The sequence below is a fragment of the Glaciibacter superstes DSM 21135 genome (genome assembly GCF_000421145.1).
Classification (GTDB): Bacteria; Actinomycetota; Actinomycetes; order Actinomycetales; family Microbacteriaceae; genus Cryobacterium; species Cryobacterium superstes.
Genome location: NZ_ATWH01000005.1, coordinates 257,653 through 272,049, shown reverse-complemented (window position 1 = coordinate 272,049; position 14,397 = coordinate 257,653). Strand labels below are relative to the sequence as shown.

General features: G+C 65.0%; 14 protein-coding genes. 6 read left to right on the top strand and 8 right to left on the bottom strand.

Annotation, left to right across the window (positions count from 1 at the left end):
• Positions 1 to 29: 29 nt before the first annotated feature.
• The 3 genes from K323_RS0108840 to K323_RS0108830 are packed head-to-tail and all read left to right on the top strand — an operon-like array spanning position 30 to position 3,205.
• Positions 30 to 1,313: an ABC transporter substrate-binding protein gene (locus K323_RS0108840; protein ID WP_022884924.1), complete on the top strand. Its 1,284-nt coding sequence runs from the start codon at positions 30 to 32 to the stop codon at positions 1,311 to 1,313.
• Between the two features lie 7 nt (positions 1,314 to 1,320).
• The gene (locus tag K323_RS0108835; protein WP_022884923.1) at positions 1,321 to 2,289 is read left to right on the top strand and encodes a carbohydrate ABC transporter permease; all 969 of its coding nucleotides are present in this window, start codon (positions 1,321 to 1,323) and stop codon (positions 2,287 to 2,289) included.
• Complete coding sequence (locus K323_RS0108830) at positions 2,279 to 3,205, top strand: carbohydrate ABC transporter permease (RefSeq protein WP_022884922.1); 927 nt, start codon at positions 2,279 to 2,281, stop codon at positions 3,203 to 3,205. The genes K323_RS0108835 and K323_RS0108830 overlap by 11 nt, the downstream gene beginning before the upstream one ends.
• Before the next feature lie 262 nt (positions 3,206 to 3,467).
• On the opposite strand, the gene K323_RS0108825 is transcribed toward K323_RS0108830, so the two are convergent.
• The 3 genes from K323_RS0108825 to K323_RS0108815 all read right to left on the bottom strand — a co-directional run bounded on the left by K323_RS0108825 (position 3,468) and on the right by K323_RS0108815 (position 6,603).
• Positions 3,468 to 4,841: an LCP family protein gene (locus K323_RS0108825; protein WP_022884921.1), complete on the bottom strand. Its 1,374-nt coding sequence runs from the start codon at positions 4,839 to 4,841 to the stop codon at positions 3,468 to 3,470.
• On the bottom strand, positions 4,838 to 5,308 hold the full coding sequence (gene purE / locus K323_RS0108820) for a 5-(carboxyamino)imidazole ribonucleotide mutase (protein ID WP_026851440.1): 471 nt from the start codon (positions 5,306 to 5,308) through the stop codon (positions 4,838 to 4,840). Before purE ends, K323_RS0108825 begins: the two co-directional genes overlap by 4 nt.
• A 143-nt stretch (positions 5,309 to 5,451) precedes the next feature.
• Positions 5,452 to 6,603 (bottom strand): 5-(carboxyamino)imidazole ribonucleotide synthase, encoded by a 1,152-nt coding sequence (locus K323_RS0108815; RefSeq protein ID WP_022884919.1) that lies wholly within the window; start codon positions 6,601 to 6,603, stop codon positions 5,452 to 5,454.
• Positions 6,604 to 6,776: 173 nt separating this feature from the next.
• On the opposite strand from K323_RS0108815, the gene K323_RS25120 reads away from it, so the two are divergent.
• Positions 6,777 to 7,373 (top strand): GtrA family protein, encoded by a 597-nt coding sequence (locus tag K323_RS25120; protein ID WP_022884918.1) that lies wholly within the window; start codon positions 6,777 to 6,779, stop codon positions 7,371 to 7,373.
• A gap of 30 nt (positions 7,374 to 7,403) precedes the next feature.
• Here the strand turns inward: K323_RS25120 and K323_RS0108805 are convergent, their stop codons facing one another.
• Positions 7,404 to 7,967 carry a PH domain-containing protein gene (locus K323_RS0108805; RefSeq protein ID WP_022884917.1) on the bottom strand — a complete coding sequence of 188 codons (564 nt, stop codon included), beginning with the start codon at positions 7,965 to 7,967 and terminating at the stop codon, positions 7,404 to 7,406.
• A 6-nt stretch (positions 7,968 to 7,973) separates the two neighbouring features.
• Entirely contained in the window at positions 7,974 to 8,819 is an 846-nt protein-coding gene (locus tag K323_RS0108800; protein WP_022884916.1) for a biotin--[acetyl-CoA-carboxylase] ligase, read from the bottom strand.
• Positions 8,820 to 9,020: 201 nt separating this feature from the next.
• Between K323_RS0108800 and K323_RS0108795 the strand changes: the two genes are divergently transcribed.
• A complete protein-coding gene (locus K323_RS0108795; protein ID WP_022884915.1) occupies positions 9,021 to 10,640 on the top strand; it encodes an acyl-CoA carboxylase subunit beta in 1,620 nt (539 codons plus the stop codon).
• 99 nt (positions 10,641 to 10,739) lie between these two features.
• Positions 10,740 to 10,928 (top strand): acyl-CoA carboxylase subunit epsilon, encoded by a 189-nt coding sequence (locus K323_RS0108790; RefSeq protein ID WP_245570950.1) that lies wholly within the window; start codon positions 10,740 to 10,742, stop codon positions 10,926 to 10,928.
• A 362-nt stretch (positions 10,929 to 11,290) separates the two neighbouring features.
• Here the strand turns inward: K323_RS0108790 and K323_RS25115 are convergent, their stop codons facing one another.
• From K323_RS25115 to K323_RS0108775, 3 genes are read right to left on the bottom strand one after another with little or no spacing between them, the layout of a single operon-like run.
• Positions 11,291 to 12,334, bottom strand: coding sequence for a hypothetical protein (locus tag K323_RS25115; protein ID WP_022884913.1), 1,044 nt, complete (start codon positions 12,332 to 12,334; stop codon positions 11,291 to 11,293).
• Positions 12,331 to 13,713: a sensor histidine kinase gene (locus K323_RS25110; RefSeq protein ID WP_157509391.1), complete on the bottom strand. Its 1,383-nt coding sequence runs from the start codon at positions 13,711 to 13,713 to the stop codon at positions 12,331 to 12,333. Before K323_RS25110 ends, K323_RS25115 begins: the two co-directional genes overlap by 4 nt.
• Positions 13,700 to 14,359, bottom strand: coding sequence for a response regulator transcription factor (locus K323_RS0108775; protein WP_026851436.1), 660 nt, complete (start codon positions 14,357 to 14,359; stop codon positions 13,700 to 13,702). Before K323_RS0108775 ends, K323_RS25110 begins: the two co-directional genes overlap by 14 nt.
• Positions 14,360 to 14,397 lie beyond the last annotated feature (38 nt).

The following is a 14,397-nucleotide window of genomic DNA, read 5'->3' as shown; positions in this document are numbered from 1 at the left end:
CCGATCGACCATTACAGAGGAGAAACACCATGCGATCAGCAAAGCCGCTGACGACAATCGGAGTGCTGGCGGTATCCGCCCTGCTCCTGTCCGGATGCTCCGGCACCGCAGAGACACCCACGGCAACGGATGTCGACCTGCGCATGACCGTCTGGACCTCAAACGAGGATCAGCTGGCCATGTTCGATTCCATCGCAGACGAGTACATGGCCGATCATCCAGAGGTCGCCTCGGTCACTTTCGACCCGCTGCCGTTCGAGGACTACACCACCACGCTGACCACCCAGGTCGCCGGCGGCAAGGCGCCTGACCTCGCCTGGATCCTCGAGAACGCCGCACCCGACTTCGTGGCCTCCGGCGCGCTCGCACCGATCCAGGAGACGCTGGAGAACACCAAGGGTTATGAGTTCGACGATCTGAACGAGGCGGCAACCGCACTCTGGAAGGCAGACGGCGAGCTGGTGGCGTATCCGTTCTCGACTTCTCCCTTTGTCATGTTCGCCAATGATGATCTGTTGAAGGCCGCCGGTCAGCCGACCGCTGCCGAGTTGCAGGCACAGGGCAAGTGGAACTGGGAGGGCGTGTCGGAGGTCGGCGCTGCGGTCAACGCCGCAACCGGCAAAGCCGGGTTCGTCATCCGCGACTTCGACTACACCACCTGGGACAACCTGGCCTCGGTCTGGATGGGCTGGGGTGCCGCGCCCTGGAGCGAAGACGGCGCAAGCTGCACCTTCGACTCCCCCGAGATGGCCGACGCATTTGCGTTCCTGCACGATGCGGCCTTTGTGAAGAAATCGATGCCGGGTCCCGGCACGACGGCGGACTTCTTCGCCGGTGACGCTGCATTCACCGTAACCCAGATCTCCCGGGCCTCCCTGCTGCCGGATGCCGGCTTCGCATTCGACCTGGCACCACTGCCCGAGGGACCTGAGGGCTCATACTCGATGGTCGGCCAGGCCGGCATCGGCGTGATGGCCCAGGGAGAAAATACCCAGGTCGCCGCGGAGTTCCTCGCATTCTTCAGCAATCCGGAGAACTCCGAGAAGCTGGCGCAGTACTTCCCGCCGGCCAGGGACTCGCAGCTCAATGTAGACACTCTGGCAGCCGCGAACCCGGTGCTCACCGCCGAACAGATCGAGAACGTGGTTGTGCCCGGAATCGCCACCGGCGTGGTGCGCCCGGGCCACACCGACTCGGCCGAAATCGGCCAGAAGGTGCGCGCAGCCCTGGATGCGATCTGGACGCCGGACGCCGACATCCCGGCCGTTCTGAGCAGCGTGTGCAAGGCCGTCGACCCGTTGCTGGAGAAGTAGGAACCACGTGACGACAACAACGAGCACTCGGCCGGACCGGGCAGCAGCCCGGTCCGGCCGGGTGAGCCCCGACCCCGCGCTTCGCAAGCGGCGCCCGCTCAGCTATCGGCAGCGCGACCAGATCGCCGGATACATCTTTGTAGCGCCGCAGGTTCTCGGCATCCTGGCATTCGTGCTGATTCCCCTCGGGCTGATCGGCTATTTCAGCGTGCACGAGTGGAATGTGCTCGCGGGCAGCTTCACCTTCGTCGGTGCAGAGAACTTCGAACGCCTGTTCACCGACCCAGAGTTGGTGCCCGTGCTGCAGGCGACCGGGGTGTTCTCCGTCGGACTCGTCGTTTTCAACCTGGTCCTGGCCCTGCTCCTTGCCGTCATGCTCAACCGCAAGGCCAGGGCGATGACCTTCTATCGCACCCTGTTCTTCTCTCCCGTCGTGGTCTCGCTGGTGGCCTGGACCATCGTGTGGGGCTTTCTGCTGCAGGATGACGGCGGCATCAACGGCATCCTGCAACTGGTCGGCATCGAGGGCCCGAACTGGCTGCGTGAAGGCCCGACCGCCATGGCCAGCGTCATCATCGTGCAGGTGTTCAAGAACGTCGGGCTGAACATGGTGCTCTTCCTCGCCGCTCTCCAGGGCGTTCCGCAGGAGATCCAGGAGGCCGCCCGAGTCGACGGCGCGAATGCGCGCACCCTGTTTACCCGCATCACCGTTCCGCTCATTTCACCCACCATCCTGCTGACCTTCATCATCACGATCGTCGGCTCACTGCAGGTTTTCGCACAGGTCGCTGTGCTCACCCAGGGCGGGCCGGGCATCTCGACCACCGTGCTGGTCTACTACCTCTACCAGCAGGCGTTCCTGTTCGGCCGTTTTGGCTACGGTTCTGTGCTGGCCATCGTGCTCTTCGCCATCGTGCTGATTCTCACTGTCGTGCAGTGGCAGCTCCGCAAGAAGTGGGTGTTCTATGAGAACTGATGCCATCGCCCCTGACGTGTCCGTTGCCGGATCGCAGCCGGAGCCGGATCGACACCTGCCGCCCCGCGCCGGCCGGCAGCAGAAGCCGAAGACCCTCAAGCAGGTGATCTTCTACGGAGTGCTCAGTGTTCTGGCCATCCCGTTCGTATTCCCGACCTGGTGGATGATCACCTCATCGTTCAAGCCGATCAACGAGATCTTCTCGTTCCCGCCCACCCTTTGGCCCGCCAACCCGACGCTGGAAGGTTATGCGGAAGCGTTCGCCGTGCAGCCGTTCGGGCTGCAGTATTTCAACTCGTTGTACATTGCGGTGATCGTCACCGTCGGCACCATGTTCGTATCGTCGCTGGCGGGATATGCCTTCGCACGCATCCGTTTTCGCGGGCAGAACCTGCTCTTCATGGTGGTGCTCGTCGGCCTGCTCATTCCGAGCGAGGTCACGATCGTTCCGTTGTTCCAGATCTTCAACCAGCTGGGCATGGTGAACACACATTGGCCGCTGATCCTGGTGTCTACGTTCGGGGCGCCGAGTGTGCTGGCCACGTTCATCATGCGGCAGTTCTTCATCTCGCTGCCAGGCGAACTCGAAGAAGCGGCCAGGCTCGACGGTCTCGGCCGGTTCGCCATCTGGTGGAAGATCGCGATGCCGCTGGCGAAGTCGGCGCTGGCCGCCGTGGCGATCTTCACCTTCCTCCACGTCTGGAACCTCTACCTCGAGCCGACCGTGTACCTGCTGTCGCCCGACCTGTTCACGCTGCCACAGGCGCTGACCAGGTACGTGGATGCCTACGGTGGGCAGATGTGGAACGTGCAGCTGGCCGCGGCCACCATGACCGCGCTTCCGGTGCTGATCGTGTTCGTCGTCGCGCAGAAGCAGTTCGTGGAAGGGCTCGCTCAGTCCGGGCTCAAGGGCTGACCGGCACTGGTCGACACGCCACGGCTGCGCGCCGCCAACCGCTCCAGCATCGCCGGGCTGGCTCCGCCTGAATTGGATGACGTTCGATCCACGCACGAACGCGCCGCAGCATCCGTCGCATCGGGTGCGTGGAACTGCTGCCGATCTCGATATCGCGCGCGATGGTTCCGGACATGCGCCCAGCGTATGCACCGCCGCTGGGAGCGCGCTGGCCACCGGACTACAGTCCGCAGGCTCGGGGGTGCGCCAGTAAGCGACGCGGCTACTCGGCGGGAGTCTCGGACGCCGGCGGCGCCAGCGTCGTGGCGATCAGCTGCTGGATGTAGGCGTAATCCGGCTCTTCGGGGTCGACGTCGGGCGGCACCAAAGCCAAGCGCTGCACCGGAAGCTCCTTCGTCTTCGACGCCAGGTTGACGAAGTACCCGAGCATGCCCTGCGGCACATCCGTCTTCACCACCTGCGACCCCGCCTGCGCCACACCCTGGAACTTGGTCAGCACATTCGCGGGATTGAACTGCTGCAGTATCGCGTCCTGCAGCTGCCCCTGCCGCTGGATACGGTCATAGTCGCTGGTCTCATAACGCGACCTGGCGTACCAGAGGGCCGTGAAGCCGTCCATCTTCTGCTCGCCAGGTTCGATCCAGTAGTCGATCGCCACTTCGTTGCCGTCTTCGTCGTGGCCGGCGCCCATCGGCACGCGATCGGCGACCGTGATGGTCACTCCACCGAGGGCATCGACCATATCTGCGAAACCCTGCATGTCGATCAGCACGTAATACTGGATCGTCAGGCCGGTGATGCCCTCCGCCGCGTCGCGCATCCCCTCAATGCCGGGCTCGCTGCCTTCAGCCACGGCATTCGGATACATCTCGGGGCTCTTCAGCTCCACCTCGGTGAACACCGAGTTGAGCATGCAGGCGTCGACCTCGCAACCGTCGATCGCACCGTATCCCTCCGGATACACGGCGGCCAGCGGGGAGTCCGCCGGGAACGGGTTGTCCTCGAGGTTACGCGGGAGGCTGATCATCGTCGCCTGCCCCGTCTCGGCATTGATGCTGACGACGGAGATGCTGTCTGGCCGCAGGCCGTCACGGTCAGGACCGGCGTCGCCACCGAGCAACAGGATGTTGTAGTGCCCGTCGACAGGCGGCTCAGACGGACCGGCGACGAAGACCGACGACAGGAATCCGCTGGCCGTTGTGGCCACAAACGCGCCGTACGCGGCAGTTCCGCAGACGGCGATCATGAGCACGGTGGCGAACCCGGCGATCAACGGGCGCGCGCCCGGCGCAGCACGCACCAACCGCACCAGCCGCAGGGTGTCGATGGTGAGGATCACCCAGACCACGGCGTAGAACACCAGCACCGCGGCGGCCAGCCAGAGGCCGATGGTGTTGGTGAAGACGGTGTAGACGACTTCTGGCCAAAGCAGGTACGCCACACCGGCCACGACGGCGAGACCGAGGAGGGTGAGGGTCGCGCCGAGGCCGAAGCGGCCGAGCCGACGGTTGCCGGCCAGCACCTGTGCAGAGCCAGGCAGCACAAAATTGAGCACGACGAGCCACCAGCCGCGTTTGGTCATTACCCGCGCTGAGCCGACTTCCGGATGCCGAATCGGGCTGCTCACACTGCTCATAGTTTCGCTTGGAGGTCTCTGTTCTTCTGCTCCACCTGTGCGGCAAGCTCGAGCGCGTACGCGTCGAGCTTGTCCTGGAGGGCAGTGTCGGAGGTGGCCAGTATCTTCACGGCTATAAGCCCAGCATTGCGAGCGCCACCGATCGACACCGTTGCCACCGGGACGCCGGCCGGCATCTGCACGATCGAGAGCAGCGAGTCGAGGCCGTCGAGGCGGCCGAGGGGAACGGGCACGCCGACCACAGGAAGGGTCGTGACGGAGGCGAGCATGCCGGGCAGGTGAGCCGCTCCGCCCGCGCCGGCGATGATGACCTTGAGTCCGCGATCGCGAGCGCCTTTGCCGTATGCGATCATCTTCTCCGGTGTGCGGTGAGCCGAGACGACCTCGACCTCGCACGAGACACCGAAGTCGCGAAGGATCTGCGCGGCGTCGCTCATGACAGGCCAGTCAGAGTCAGAGCCCATCACAACACCAACCCTGACGACACCGTTCTCTGCGGCGGCAGAATTCTGCGCGGCGGCAGGAGTTGCCACCGTCTGCTCCGGCGGGAACGCGTCTGGTGCAAAGGGTTCGGGTTCAGGGTTCTCTGGCACGGAGACGATCTTATGGCTCAGTCCTGAAAAAACGCCGCAGTGGCACGCGCCTCGTACATGACGTCGTCGAGATTGTCGCCGCCCGCGGTGACGTGGCCGATCTTGCGACCCGGCCGGGGATCCTTGCCGTAGTTGTGCACTTTCACCGTCGGATGCTCCGCGAGAGCGCCCGCATACCGGTCGATCAGCGACCCGCTGGAAGGCCCACCGAGAATGTTCACCATGACCGACCAGTCGTCACGAGCGCCGGTGCCACCCAAAGGCAAGTCGAGTACAGCGCGCAGGTGTTGTTCGAACTGGCTGGTCGTCGACCCGTCGATCGACCAGTGACCGCTGTTGTGGGGGCGCATCGCCAGTTCGTTGATCAGCACCCGCTCATCCGTCGTCTCGAACAGTTCGACCGCCAGCACCCCGGTCACCCCGATTCCCTCAGCAACGGCGAAGGCAATATCGGCGGCGACATCCGCGATGCGTCCGGCAGAACCAGGGGCAGGCGCGATCACCTCGGCGCAGACGCCATCGCGCTGCACGGTCTCTACGACGGGCCACGCCACGACCTCGCCGGACGGCCTGCGGGCGACGACCTGCGCGAGTTCCCTGGTGAACTCGACCAGTTCTTCGACCAGGAGCGCTCCGCCGTTCGGGTCGCCGCCGTTCGGGTCGCTGGCGAGAGACGCGAACCAGTCGTCGACCTCGTGCTCGCCCCGCACCAGGCGCACGCCCTTGCCGTCGTACCCGCCGCGAGGTGTCTTGACGACAGCGCGACCGCCGTGAGTGCCCAAAAACTCGGCCAGCTGGGCCGCGTTCTCGACCCGCGCCCAGTCCGGCACAGGAAGACCCAGGTCGCTCAGTCGCTGCCGCATGAGCAGCTTGTCCTGCGCGTACAGCAGCGCATCCGGCCCTGGATGCACGCGGACACCGCGCTCGACCATGGCCCGCAGAATCTCCTGCGGCACATGCTCGTGATCGAAGGTGATCACGTCGACGGTCTCGGCGAAAGCGAGCACAACCTCACGATCGCGGTAGTCGCCCACCGTGGAGGCGGCGAGGCCCGCCGCCATGCCGTCGGCCTCCGCGAGCACCCGAATGTCGATCCCGAGATTCACGGCCGCGGGGATCATCATCCTCGCCAGCTGCCCCCCGCCGATGACTCCAACCGTCGTCGCCATGTGTTCACCAAATTCTCTGCGAGCGTTTACCAGACCCCAAGAAAACTCTCAGGTCGCGCCGAAATCATCGCCGTAGACTGCGAATCGCGCGGTGGTCGTTTCGCTCAATTATCGCGCACACGCTGGTGGCCGAGAATCCAGATCCCGGTCGCCGGAAGCAGAAACTCTGCACGATGACCAGACCGGACGGATACATGTCGAAAACTTCGGTTGCAAGGGCCAGACTGCTGGCCCTCGCCGCGCAGCTGGGCAAGTTCGGCGCTGTGGGACTCGTGGGATTCGCCGTGGACGTCACGGTCTTCAATATTCTGCGCACAACGATGTTCGACCCCGAACTGGTGCATGCCGGACCGATCTACGCGAAGATCATCTCCACGGTCCTGGCGATCCTGGTGAACTGGATCGGCAACCGGTACTGGACATTCGGTGCCAACCGGCAATCGCAGACACTCCGTGAGGGCATCGAATTCTTCGCTGTCAGCCTCGCAGGGATGGGCATCGGCCTGGCCTGCCTGTGGTTCAGCCACTACGTGCTCGGGTTCACCAGCGTCGTCGCCGACAACATCTCCTCAAATGTGATCGGCCTCGGGCTCGGCGCGATCTTCCGCTTTGCGCTCTACCGCTACTGGGTGTTCTCGCCGAACCGTGGTCGCACAGTCGGTGTCGGAGTGGCGCAGGGCGGCGGCGAGGCCATCGCGGTGGCGCGTCGCGCGCAGCCGGTGGATGCTGCGGCCAGGCGCGAAGTGTCCGCCAGCTCGAGCAACGTCTAGCTGCCGAGCCGACGGCCTGGTCAGGCCTGGCTAATGCCCGGTCCAGAGCGTCGAGTGGTCGGTCTGCGCCGACTGCTCCTGCCTGCGAGCGCCGAGAACCGTCTGCGACGACTCCATCAGGTCGTGCAAGACCTCCTGAACAAGGTCGGCGTTCGGCACATCTTTCAAGACGAGCGGATGCTCCAGCCCCGCATTGATGCGCACGTCGCCTGAACGGAACGCCGACTGCAGCCAGGTGCGCCGGAGCGACACGTCGTACCCACGGCTGTGCAGCAATTCCTGCCTGGTGCGAACGAAGAAGCCGTGCCGGAAGATGATCCGCCTGGTCGTGATCGTGTACCGGCGATTCAGCCACGAAGCAAGCGGCAACAGCCACAACAGCACGATCACCACGACCGCACCGACAGCGATCGCGATGTTCTGCCACTGCTCCGGCAGCCTCCCGAGAAAGTATCCGGTTACGCCGCAGACGGCAAACAACAGCAGGGTCGGCCAGAACAGCACCCGCGCGTGTGGACGCACGCGCGCTACGATTTGTTCCGCCGACTGGTCGACAGCCGGCGAATCGTGGGACTGACCCGCGCTATTGCTCATATCCCATTAATACCGCAGATGGGTCACATCGCCGGCGGCGACAGCCTGCAGTTCGCCATCCGACCGATCACGCACGATCAGTCGCCCGTTGTTATCCAGGCCGACCGCCAGCCCGACCAGGTCGTCCCCGCCGGGCAGTTCGATGCGCACCGGCGAGTCGATCGTGCCGCAAAGTTCGGAGACCACGGCACGGAGCCCGCTCGCCACCGGATCGCCGCCCGCTGCCAGAAAAGACCGATACAGCCTCGACAGCTCAGTGAGGTAGCGGGCGAGCACGACGTCGGGATCTGGCTCCGAGCGGGTGACCAGCAGCAGCGAGGTAGACGTCAGCGTCGGGAGGTCGTGTTCATCGAGTGCGACGTTCAATCCGGCACCGATGATGAGGCCGTCGGCATTCGGCAGGAGTTCAGAGAGGATGCCGGACACCTTGTACCCATCGATGAGCACGTCGTTCGGCCACTTGAGTGCAACCTCGTGACGCGGAATCTCTTCTTCCTTCACATCGGGCACCGGAACCGTGAACTCCTCGACCACCGATCGCACCGCGCGCGTCATGGCCGCGCCGGCGAGGAGCGGGAACCAGCCGAAAGCATCGACGGGGAGCTGCCCACCGTCGCCGAGGGCAGGCCGCAGCAGCACCGAGATCGCGAGCGATTTGCCGGTGGGCGCAAGCCACGTGCGGCCGAGCCGACCGCGGCCGCGAGTCTGGTTGTCGGTGACGACCACCGATAAATCAGGCCAGGCCGCGGCATCCGTGCCCGTCGCATGCTCGACCAGCACGTCGTTCGTCGAGCCGGCCTCACCGAGAAACTCGAACCGACCAGACGCCTCACGGCTCAGCGTAAACTCCATACCGGCTCCTCTCCGTGGCTAACTCAGGCTATTCTCGCGAATCAGCCCCTATTCCGCCTATTCGGGAGGCGAATCGGCGGATTCTCCTGAGTTAGCCACATCGAGCGCCTCGAACATGACCAGCGATCGAGCCGGGATTTGTAGGGAATCGTCAACGGTTCGCTCAAAGGGGTGGCCGGTAGAGTGAATCGCGTGACTGAGATGACTCCCGACACTGCACCTGACACCGGCGCCGCTTCCGGCCCCGACCTGCACACGACGGCTGGGAAGCTTGCCGACCTCAAGCTCCGCTACCACGAGGCCGTCACCGCGAGCGGCGACGCTGCCATCGCGAAACAGCACGCCAAGGGCAAGATGACAGCCCGCGAGCGCATCGACGAACTGCTCGATCCTGGCTCCTTCGTCGAGCTCGACGAGTTCGTGCGGCACCGCACCCACGCATTCGGAATGGAGAATAAACGCCCGTACGGCGACGCGGTCGTCACCGGCACCGGCACCATCCATGGCCGTCAAATCGCCGTCTATTCACAGGACTTCACCATCTTCGGCGGTTCACTTGGCGAGGTCGCCGGCGAGAAGATCATCAAGGTGATGGACCTGGCGCTGAAGACCGGCGTGCCGATCATCGGCATCCTCGACTCCGGCGGAGCACGAATCCAGGAGGGCGTAGTCGCCCTCGGCAAGTACGGTGAGATCTTCCGGCGCAACACAGCGGCATCCGGGGTCATCCCACAGATCTCGATCATCTGCGGTCCAGCTGCCGGCGGCGCCGTCTACTCCCCCGCCCTGACCGACTTCGTGATCATGGTCGACAAGACCAGCCAGATGTTCGTCACCGGCCCGGACGTCATCAAGACCGTCACGGGCGAAGACGTCGGCATGGAAGAGCTCGGTGGCGCCCTCACCCACAACAAGGTCTCCGGCGTCGCCCACTACCTCGCCAGCGACGAATCCGACGCCCTCGACTACGCGCGCACGCTGCTCAGCTTCCTGCCGGACAACAATATGGCGGAGCTGCCGGTGTTCGACAACGAGGTTGAACTCGAGATGACGGATGCCGACCAGAAGCTGAACACGATCATCCCCGATTCGCCCAACCAGCCCTATGACGTGAAGACGGTCATTGAGCACGTGGTCGACCACGGCGACTTCCTCGAGACGCAACCGCTGTTCGCGCCGAACATCGTGGTCGGGTTCGCCAGGGTCGAAGGACGCAGTGTCGGGATCGTCGCAAACCAGCCCAGCGCGATGGCGGGAACGCTGAACATCGAGGCAGGCGAGAAGGCGAGCCGGTTCGTGCGGTTCTGCGACGCGTTCTCGATCCCGATCCTCACCCTCGTCGACGTGCCCGGCTACCTGCCGGGCACGGAGCAGGAGTGGACCGGCGTCATTCGTCGCGGCGCCAAACTGCTGTACGCGTATGCGGAGGCAACCGTGCCGCTGGTCACCGTCATCCTGCGGAAGGCCTACGGCGGCGCCTACATCGTGATGGGTTCGAAGCAGCTCGGGGCCGACATCAACCTGGCCTGGCCGACGGCCGAGATTGCTGTGATGGGCGGGCAGGGCGCGGTGAACATTCTGTACCGGGCCGAGATCAAGGCCGCGGAGGATGCCGGTGAAGATGTCGCCGCCGTGCGCACCCGCCTGGCGAACGAGTACACGTATAACGTCGCCAGCCCGTTCCTGGCCGCAGAGCGCGGCGAGCTCGACGGAGTGATCGAGCCGGCCGCAACACGCGTGTCGGTGACGAAGGCACTGCGGGCACTGCGCACCAAGCGGGCCAGCCAGCCGCCGAAGAAGCACGGGAACATCCCGCTGTAGGGACACGCCATGACATCCTCATCGAACTCCCGAGGCCCCGCTGAACCTGACCCGTCAGAATCTGATCCTTCAGAATTTGATCCTTCAGAGATCGTTTTTGTGACGCGCAACGTGACCGATTCCGAAATCGCGGCGGTGACGGCCGTTGTTCGCGGATTGCTGCGAGAGGAATCCGAGGCCGCGCACAGCACGCCAGAGACAGGTCGAAGCGCCTGGGAGCTCAGCCAGCGGGCATTGCGTAAGCCGATGCATCCGGCACATGGCGCCTGGCGCGGATTCCCGGCGTAGCTGACGTTTCCGGACAGACCTCCGCACCTGGACCGCCGGGCCAATGGACGGCTCGTGTCCCCCAAAATGCCGACTTACCTTAATCGCCCCGAACGTCCAATATAGTAATTGCTAGGTGTCTCTCTTTGAGTTACACCACCAATCATTCGCCCACTAGGGTAAGCAGGCGAATGTTTTGGGGGCGAGTCAGGGTTATATTCGGGTTATCGCCCTGACTCGAATTTGGAAAGGGGATCGGCCTTCGGGTCGGTCCCCTTTCTGCCGCCCGGATGCCGACGGCCGGGACCTCGTCGAACGTCGCCGCGTGCGCTGAGAATCGCCGCTACAGCAGCGATTGTGGGCGCAACCGGCGATGCTCGGCGCTAGCGGCGATGCTGTGCGCCGCGAGCCACGGCGACGCGCGGGATCTCCAGCCAGAGAGCGACCTCGTCTTCGGCATTGTCTGGCCCGAGCGCGCTGACGCTCGGGTCTGCGGTGGTGAGTCCGACGACGGTGACCGCGGTGTCAGATCCGTCAGCCGAAGTGCGCACGATGATCTTGTCTGCCGACGTACGCGACAAGGCATCGGCCAGCTCGCCGAGCACGGCCTCCAGCGCACCTCCGTCAAGATCATCGATGCCGCCCTCGTCGAGCAGGGTGACGAGTGCACCCCGATTCCTGGCCGCCATCACTTCTGCCCGTACGGCGTCATTCAACAGCCGACGCCCGCGGATCTCATCGCGCACCGCGGCCTCCAGATACCGGCATTCCTGCCGCTGCGCGTCGCTGAGGTCTCCGCCTCGGTCGACGATTCGGCGGAGCATGGGCGCTGCGAGGCGGTTCGTCTGCGCCAACCGTACTCGGCGCTCGTAGAGGTGTGCCTCCTGCGCCGCCTGCCATTCCGTTGCCTCGCGTTCGGCGAGCGCGTACTGCCTGGCGTCTCGCCCGGCTTTGGCCATCGCCCGCGTCAGCACCACGGCGATCGCGACCCACACCACACTGCCGATGACACCCATCGATCCCAGCTTGCCCGCGCCGGCCCAGACGACGGTGTGCACGACCAGAAAGCCGACGCCGAGCCAGGATGCGCTCTGCCGCTTTCGCGTCGCCGTGATCGTCATCAGCGTGCCAACCGCTGCGACATACCAGGTTGCGTAACCGTTCTGGGCTGCGCCGGTCAGCTGGCTCGCCACCAGCAAGGGCAGTGCAATGGACACCGCGAGATTGAAGAACGACATCCACAGCGGCATCCGGAGCTCACCGAACGGCCACAGGCTGAGGACGGTGGCCAGCGCGTACAACCCCAGCGCGGCGATCGTCGGCCCGGGCATGACCGGTGTTCCGATCGCGTAGACGCCGAGCACGATGTGGTACGCCGAGAACAGCGCCGCCAAGCCGAGAACCAGGCCGCGGGGGACGGTGATCATCCGCGGTCACCGCCCTGTGGCTGCGAGTGGTCGAGACCGAGCACCGGGATCTCGTCTGCAGAGAACTGGTCGGCGAACGGATGCAGATCGCCGTCTGTGCGCGGCCATTCGATCATGATCGCGGTCCCCTGTCCGATGCCCGTGCGCACGTGCACACGACCGCCGACGCTGTTCACGCGCTCCTGGATCGAGACGCGCAGGCCAAGCCGTTCGCTCGGGACGCTCTCTGGATCGAATCCGATACCGGTGTCCGCGATCTCGATAGTGCAGCCGCCCTGCAGGTTCGGACGGATGGTGAGGGTTCTCGACACCGTCGCATCTGCCGGCCCGGCGTGCTGCATGCTGTTGACCATCGCCTGCACCGCAGCGGAGTAGAGGGCCTCGCTCGCCTGCAACGGGATGGCGAACGAGTCGATGTCGTGCTCCATGATCTCGAAGGGCCGGGCGAACGCCATCGCGGCGTCACGAATGCGACTGCGCAACCGGTGGAACCCGATCATGGTGTCGTCGTCCGTACGCACTGCGCCGGCTTCATCGAGCCGCGCAATGGCATTCCTGGCCATCGTCGCTGCCAGCTCAGACTCCTTGGGGCTGTGCGCGTTCGCCGCCGACAGCAGGGTCGTCAACACGCTGTCGTGCACGATGGCGTCAACCTGCACCCGCTCCAGTTCGGTGGCGTGCTGGCGTACCGCTGCACCGTACTTGCGGAGCGCGTTGGACTGGGCGAGGTCCACTGCGGCCGTGGTCTGGCGCAGCAGGTAGATGATGATGAGCGCGACCTCGCCGAGAATGATGGCATACGCGACGTCGAGCGACGCCAGCAGCGGGTCGGCCCCGCCACCGGACGGCAACGTGCGTACCACGCCGTAGACCAGCGGCACAACCACTGTATAGATGGCGGCCCACAGGGGCCGGAAGGCAACGGCCGCGCACGTGGTGGCGATGGTGCAGAGGTACCAGAGGTACGGCTTGCCGTCCATCTTCACTGCAGAATCAATCATCAACGGCGACCAGAGGAGCAGCGCTGCGACGTAGTAGGAGGCGAGCACCGTGGCTGCGATGCGCACGCCCGACTTCAGCACGGCGGTGACGACGAGGCCGACCAGCGCGATCACGTAAATGGCAGCACCGATGAGTGCCAGGTCTCGCTTGCGGTAGGGCAGCTGGGCGAGGAAGACCGGCGTCGCCTGGAGAGAGAAGATCAGCGCGATGACAGCGACACACCGGTACAGCACGGTCTCGATCTGCTGGCGACTGATCGGATTGTGCGGCGCACGCGCCAGCCCCGGCCTGAAGAGCCTGGGGCCGGCCGGGGTTGTGTCGGCTTCCGCAGCCGCCTCGTCAGCGAGCGGCTCCGCGCGCGCCTCAGGCCTCTTCATCTCCGCCATCAGGGTCAAGCCCGGGCAGGATGCCGTCTTCAACGGCGCGGCGCAGCAGGTCGACCTTCGTCGGTGCCGGCCGGCCAACCTCGACATACTTCACCCGAATGCGGTCCAGGTATTCCCGGGCCGTCGAGTGCGCGATACCCAGTTGTATGGCCACCATCTTCAGCGGCAGGCCCGATGCGTACAGGTGCAGCACGTCGCGCTCGCGCCGGCCGAGTTGCGCCTTGGCGAAGTCGCGGTCGGCATCGATCGCACTGGCCCACTCAAGATTGTTCAAAACGTCACCACGGGCGACGGATGCCACGGCCGCCATGACCGTCGTCGTCGGCGACGACTTCGGAATCACCCCGGCTGCCCCGGCCGCCAGCGCTTCACGCACCGACGCAACGCGGTCGGCGATGCTGTGCACGAGCACCGACGCGCCGGTGCGCCGCGCCAGATGCACGTTGTCGGTCACCCGGGAGTTGTCTCCGAGCGACAGGTCGAGCACGATGACATGGCAGTCGCGACCAGCCAGCCCTGCCACCAACTCCTTGGCCGTTGCCGCCGCGAACACCACTTCGTAACCGGCGTTCTCGCACGCAGCCCTCAGCCCGAGGCGCACCGACTCGTGATCGTCGACGATGCCGACTCGAACTATCGGCGTCTCACTCTTTGTCACTCGAACTGCTGGGTTCA

Coding starts and splice junctions, on each gene's coding strand:
- K323_RS0108825 (WP_022884921.1), bottom strand. CDS start 4,841: ATGAGCAGTGTGAGCAGCCCGATTCGGCATCCGGAAGTCGGCTCAGCG.
- K323_RS25115 (WP_022884913.1), bottom strand. CDS start 12,334: ATGATCACCGTCCCCCGCGGCCTGGTTCTCGGCTTGGCGGCGCTGTTC.
- K323_RS0108805 (WP_022884917.1), bottom strand. CDS start 7,967: ATGAGCAATAGCGCGGGTCAGTCCCACGATTCGCCGGCTGTCGACCAG.
- K323_RS0108830 (WP_022884922.1), top strand. CDS start 2,279: ATGAGAACTGATGCCATCGCCCCTGACGTGTCCGTTGCCGGATCGCAG.
- K323_RS0108795 (WP_022884915.1), top strand. CDS start 9,021: ATGACTCCCGACACTGCACCTGACACCGGCGCCGCTTCCGGCCCCGAC.
- K323_RS25120 (WP_022884918.1), top strand. CDS start 6,777: ATGACCAGACCGGACGGATACATGTCGAAAACTTCGGTTGCAAGGGCC.
- K323_RS0108840 (WP_022884924.1), top strand. CDS start 30: ATGCGATCAGCAAAGCCGCTGACGACAATCGGAGTGCTGGCGGTATCC.
- K323_RS25110 (WP_157509391.1), bottom strand. CDS start 13,713: ATGAAGAGGCCTGAGGCGCGCGCGGAGCCGCTCGCTGACGAGGCGGCT.
- K323_RS0108815 (WP_022884919.1), bottom strand. CDS start 6,603: ATGGCGACGACGGTTGGAGTCATCGGCGGGGGGCAGCTGGCGAGGATG.
- K323_RS0108800 (WP_022884916.1), bottom strand. CDS start 8,819: ATGGAGTTTACGCTGAGCCGTGAGGCGTCTGGTCGGTTCGAGTTTCTC.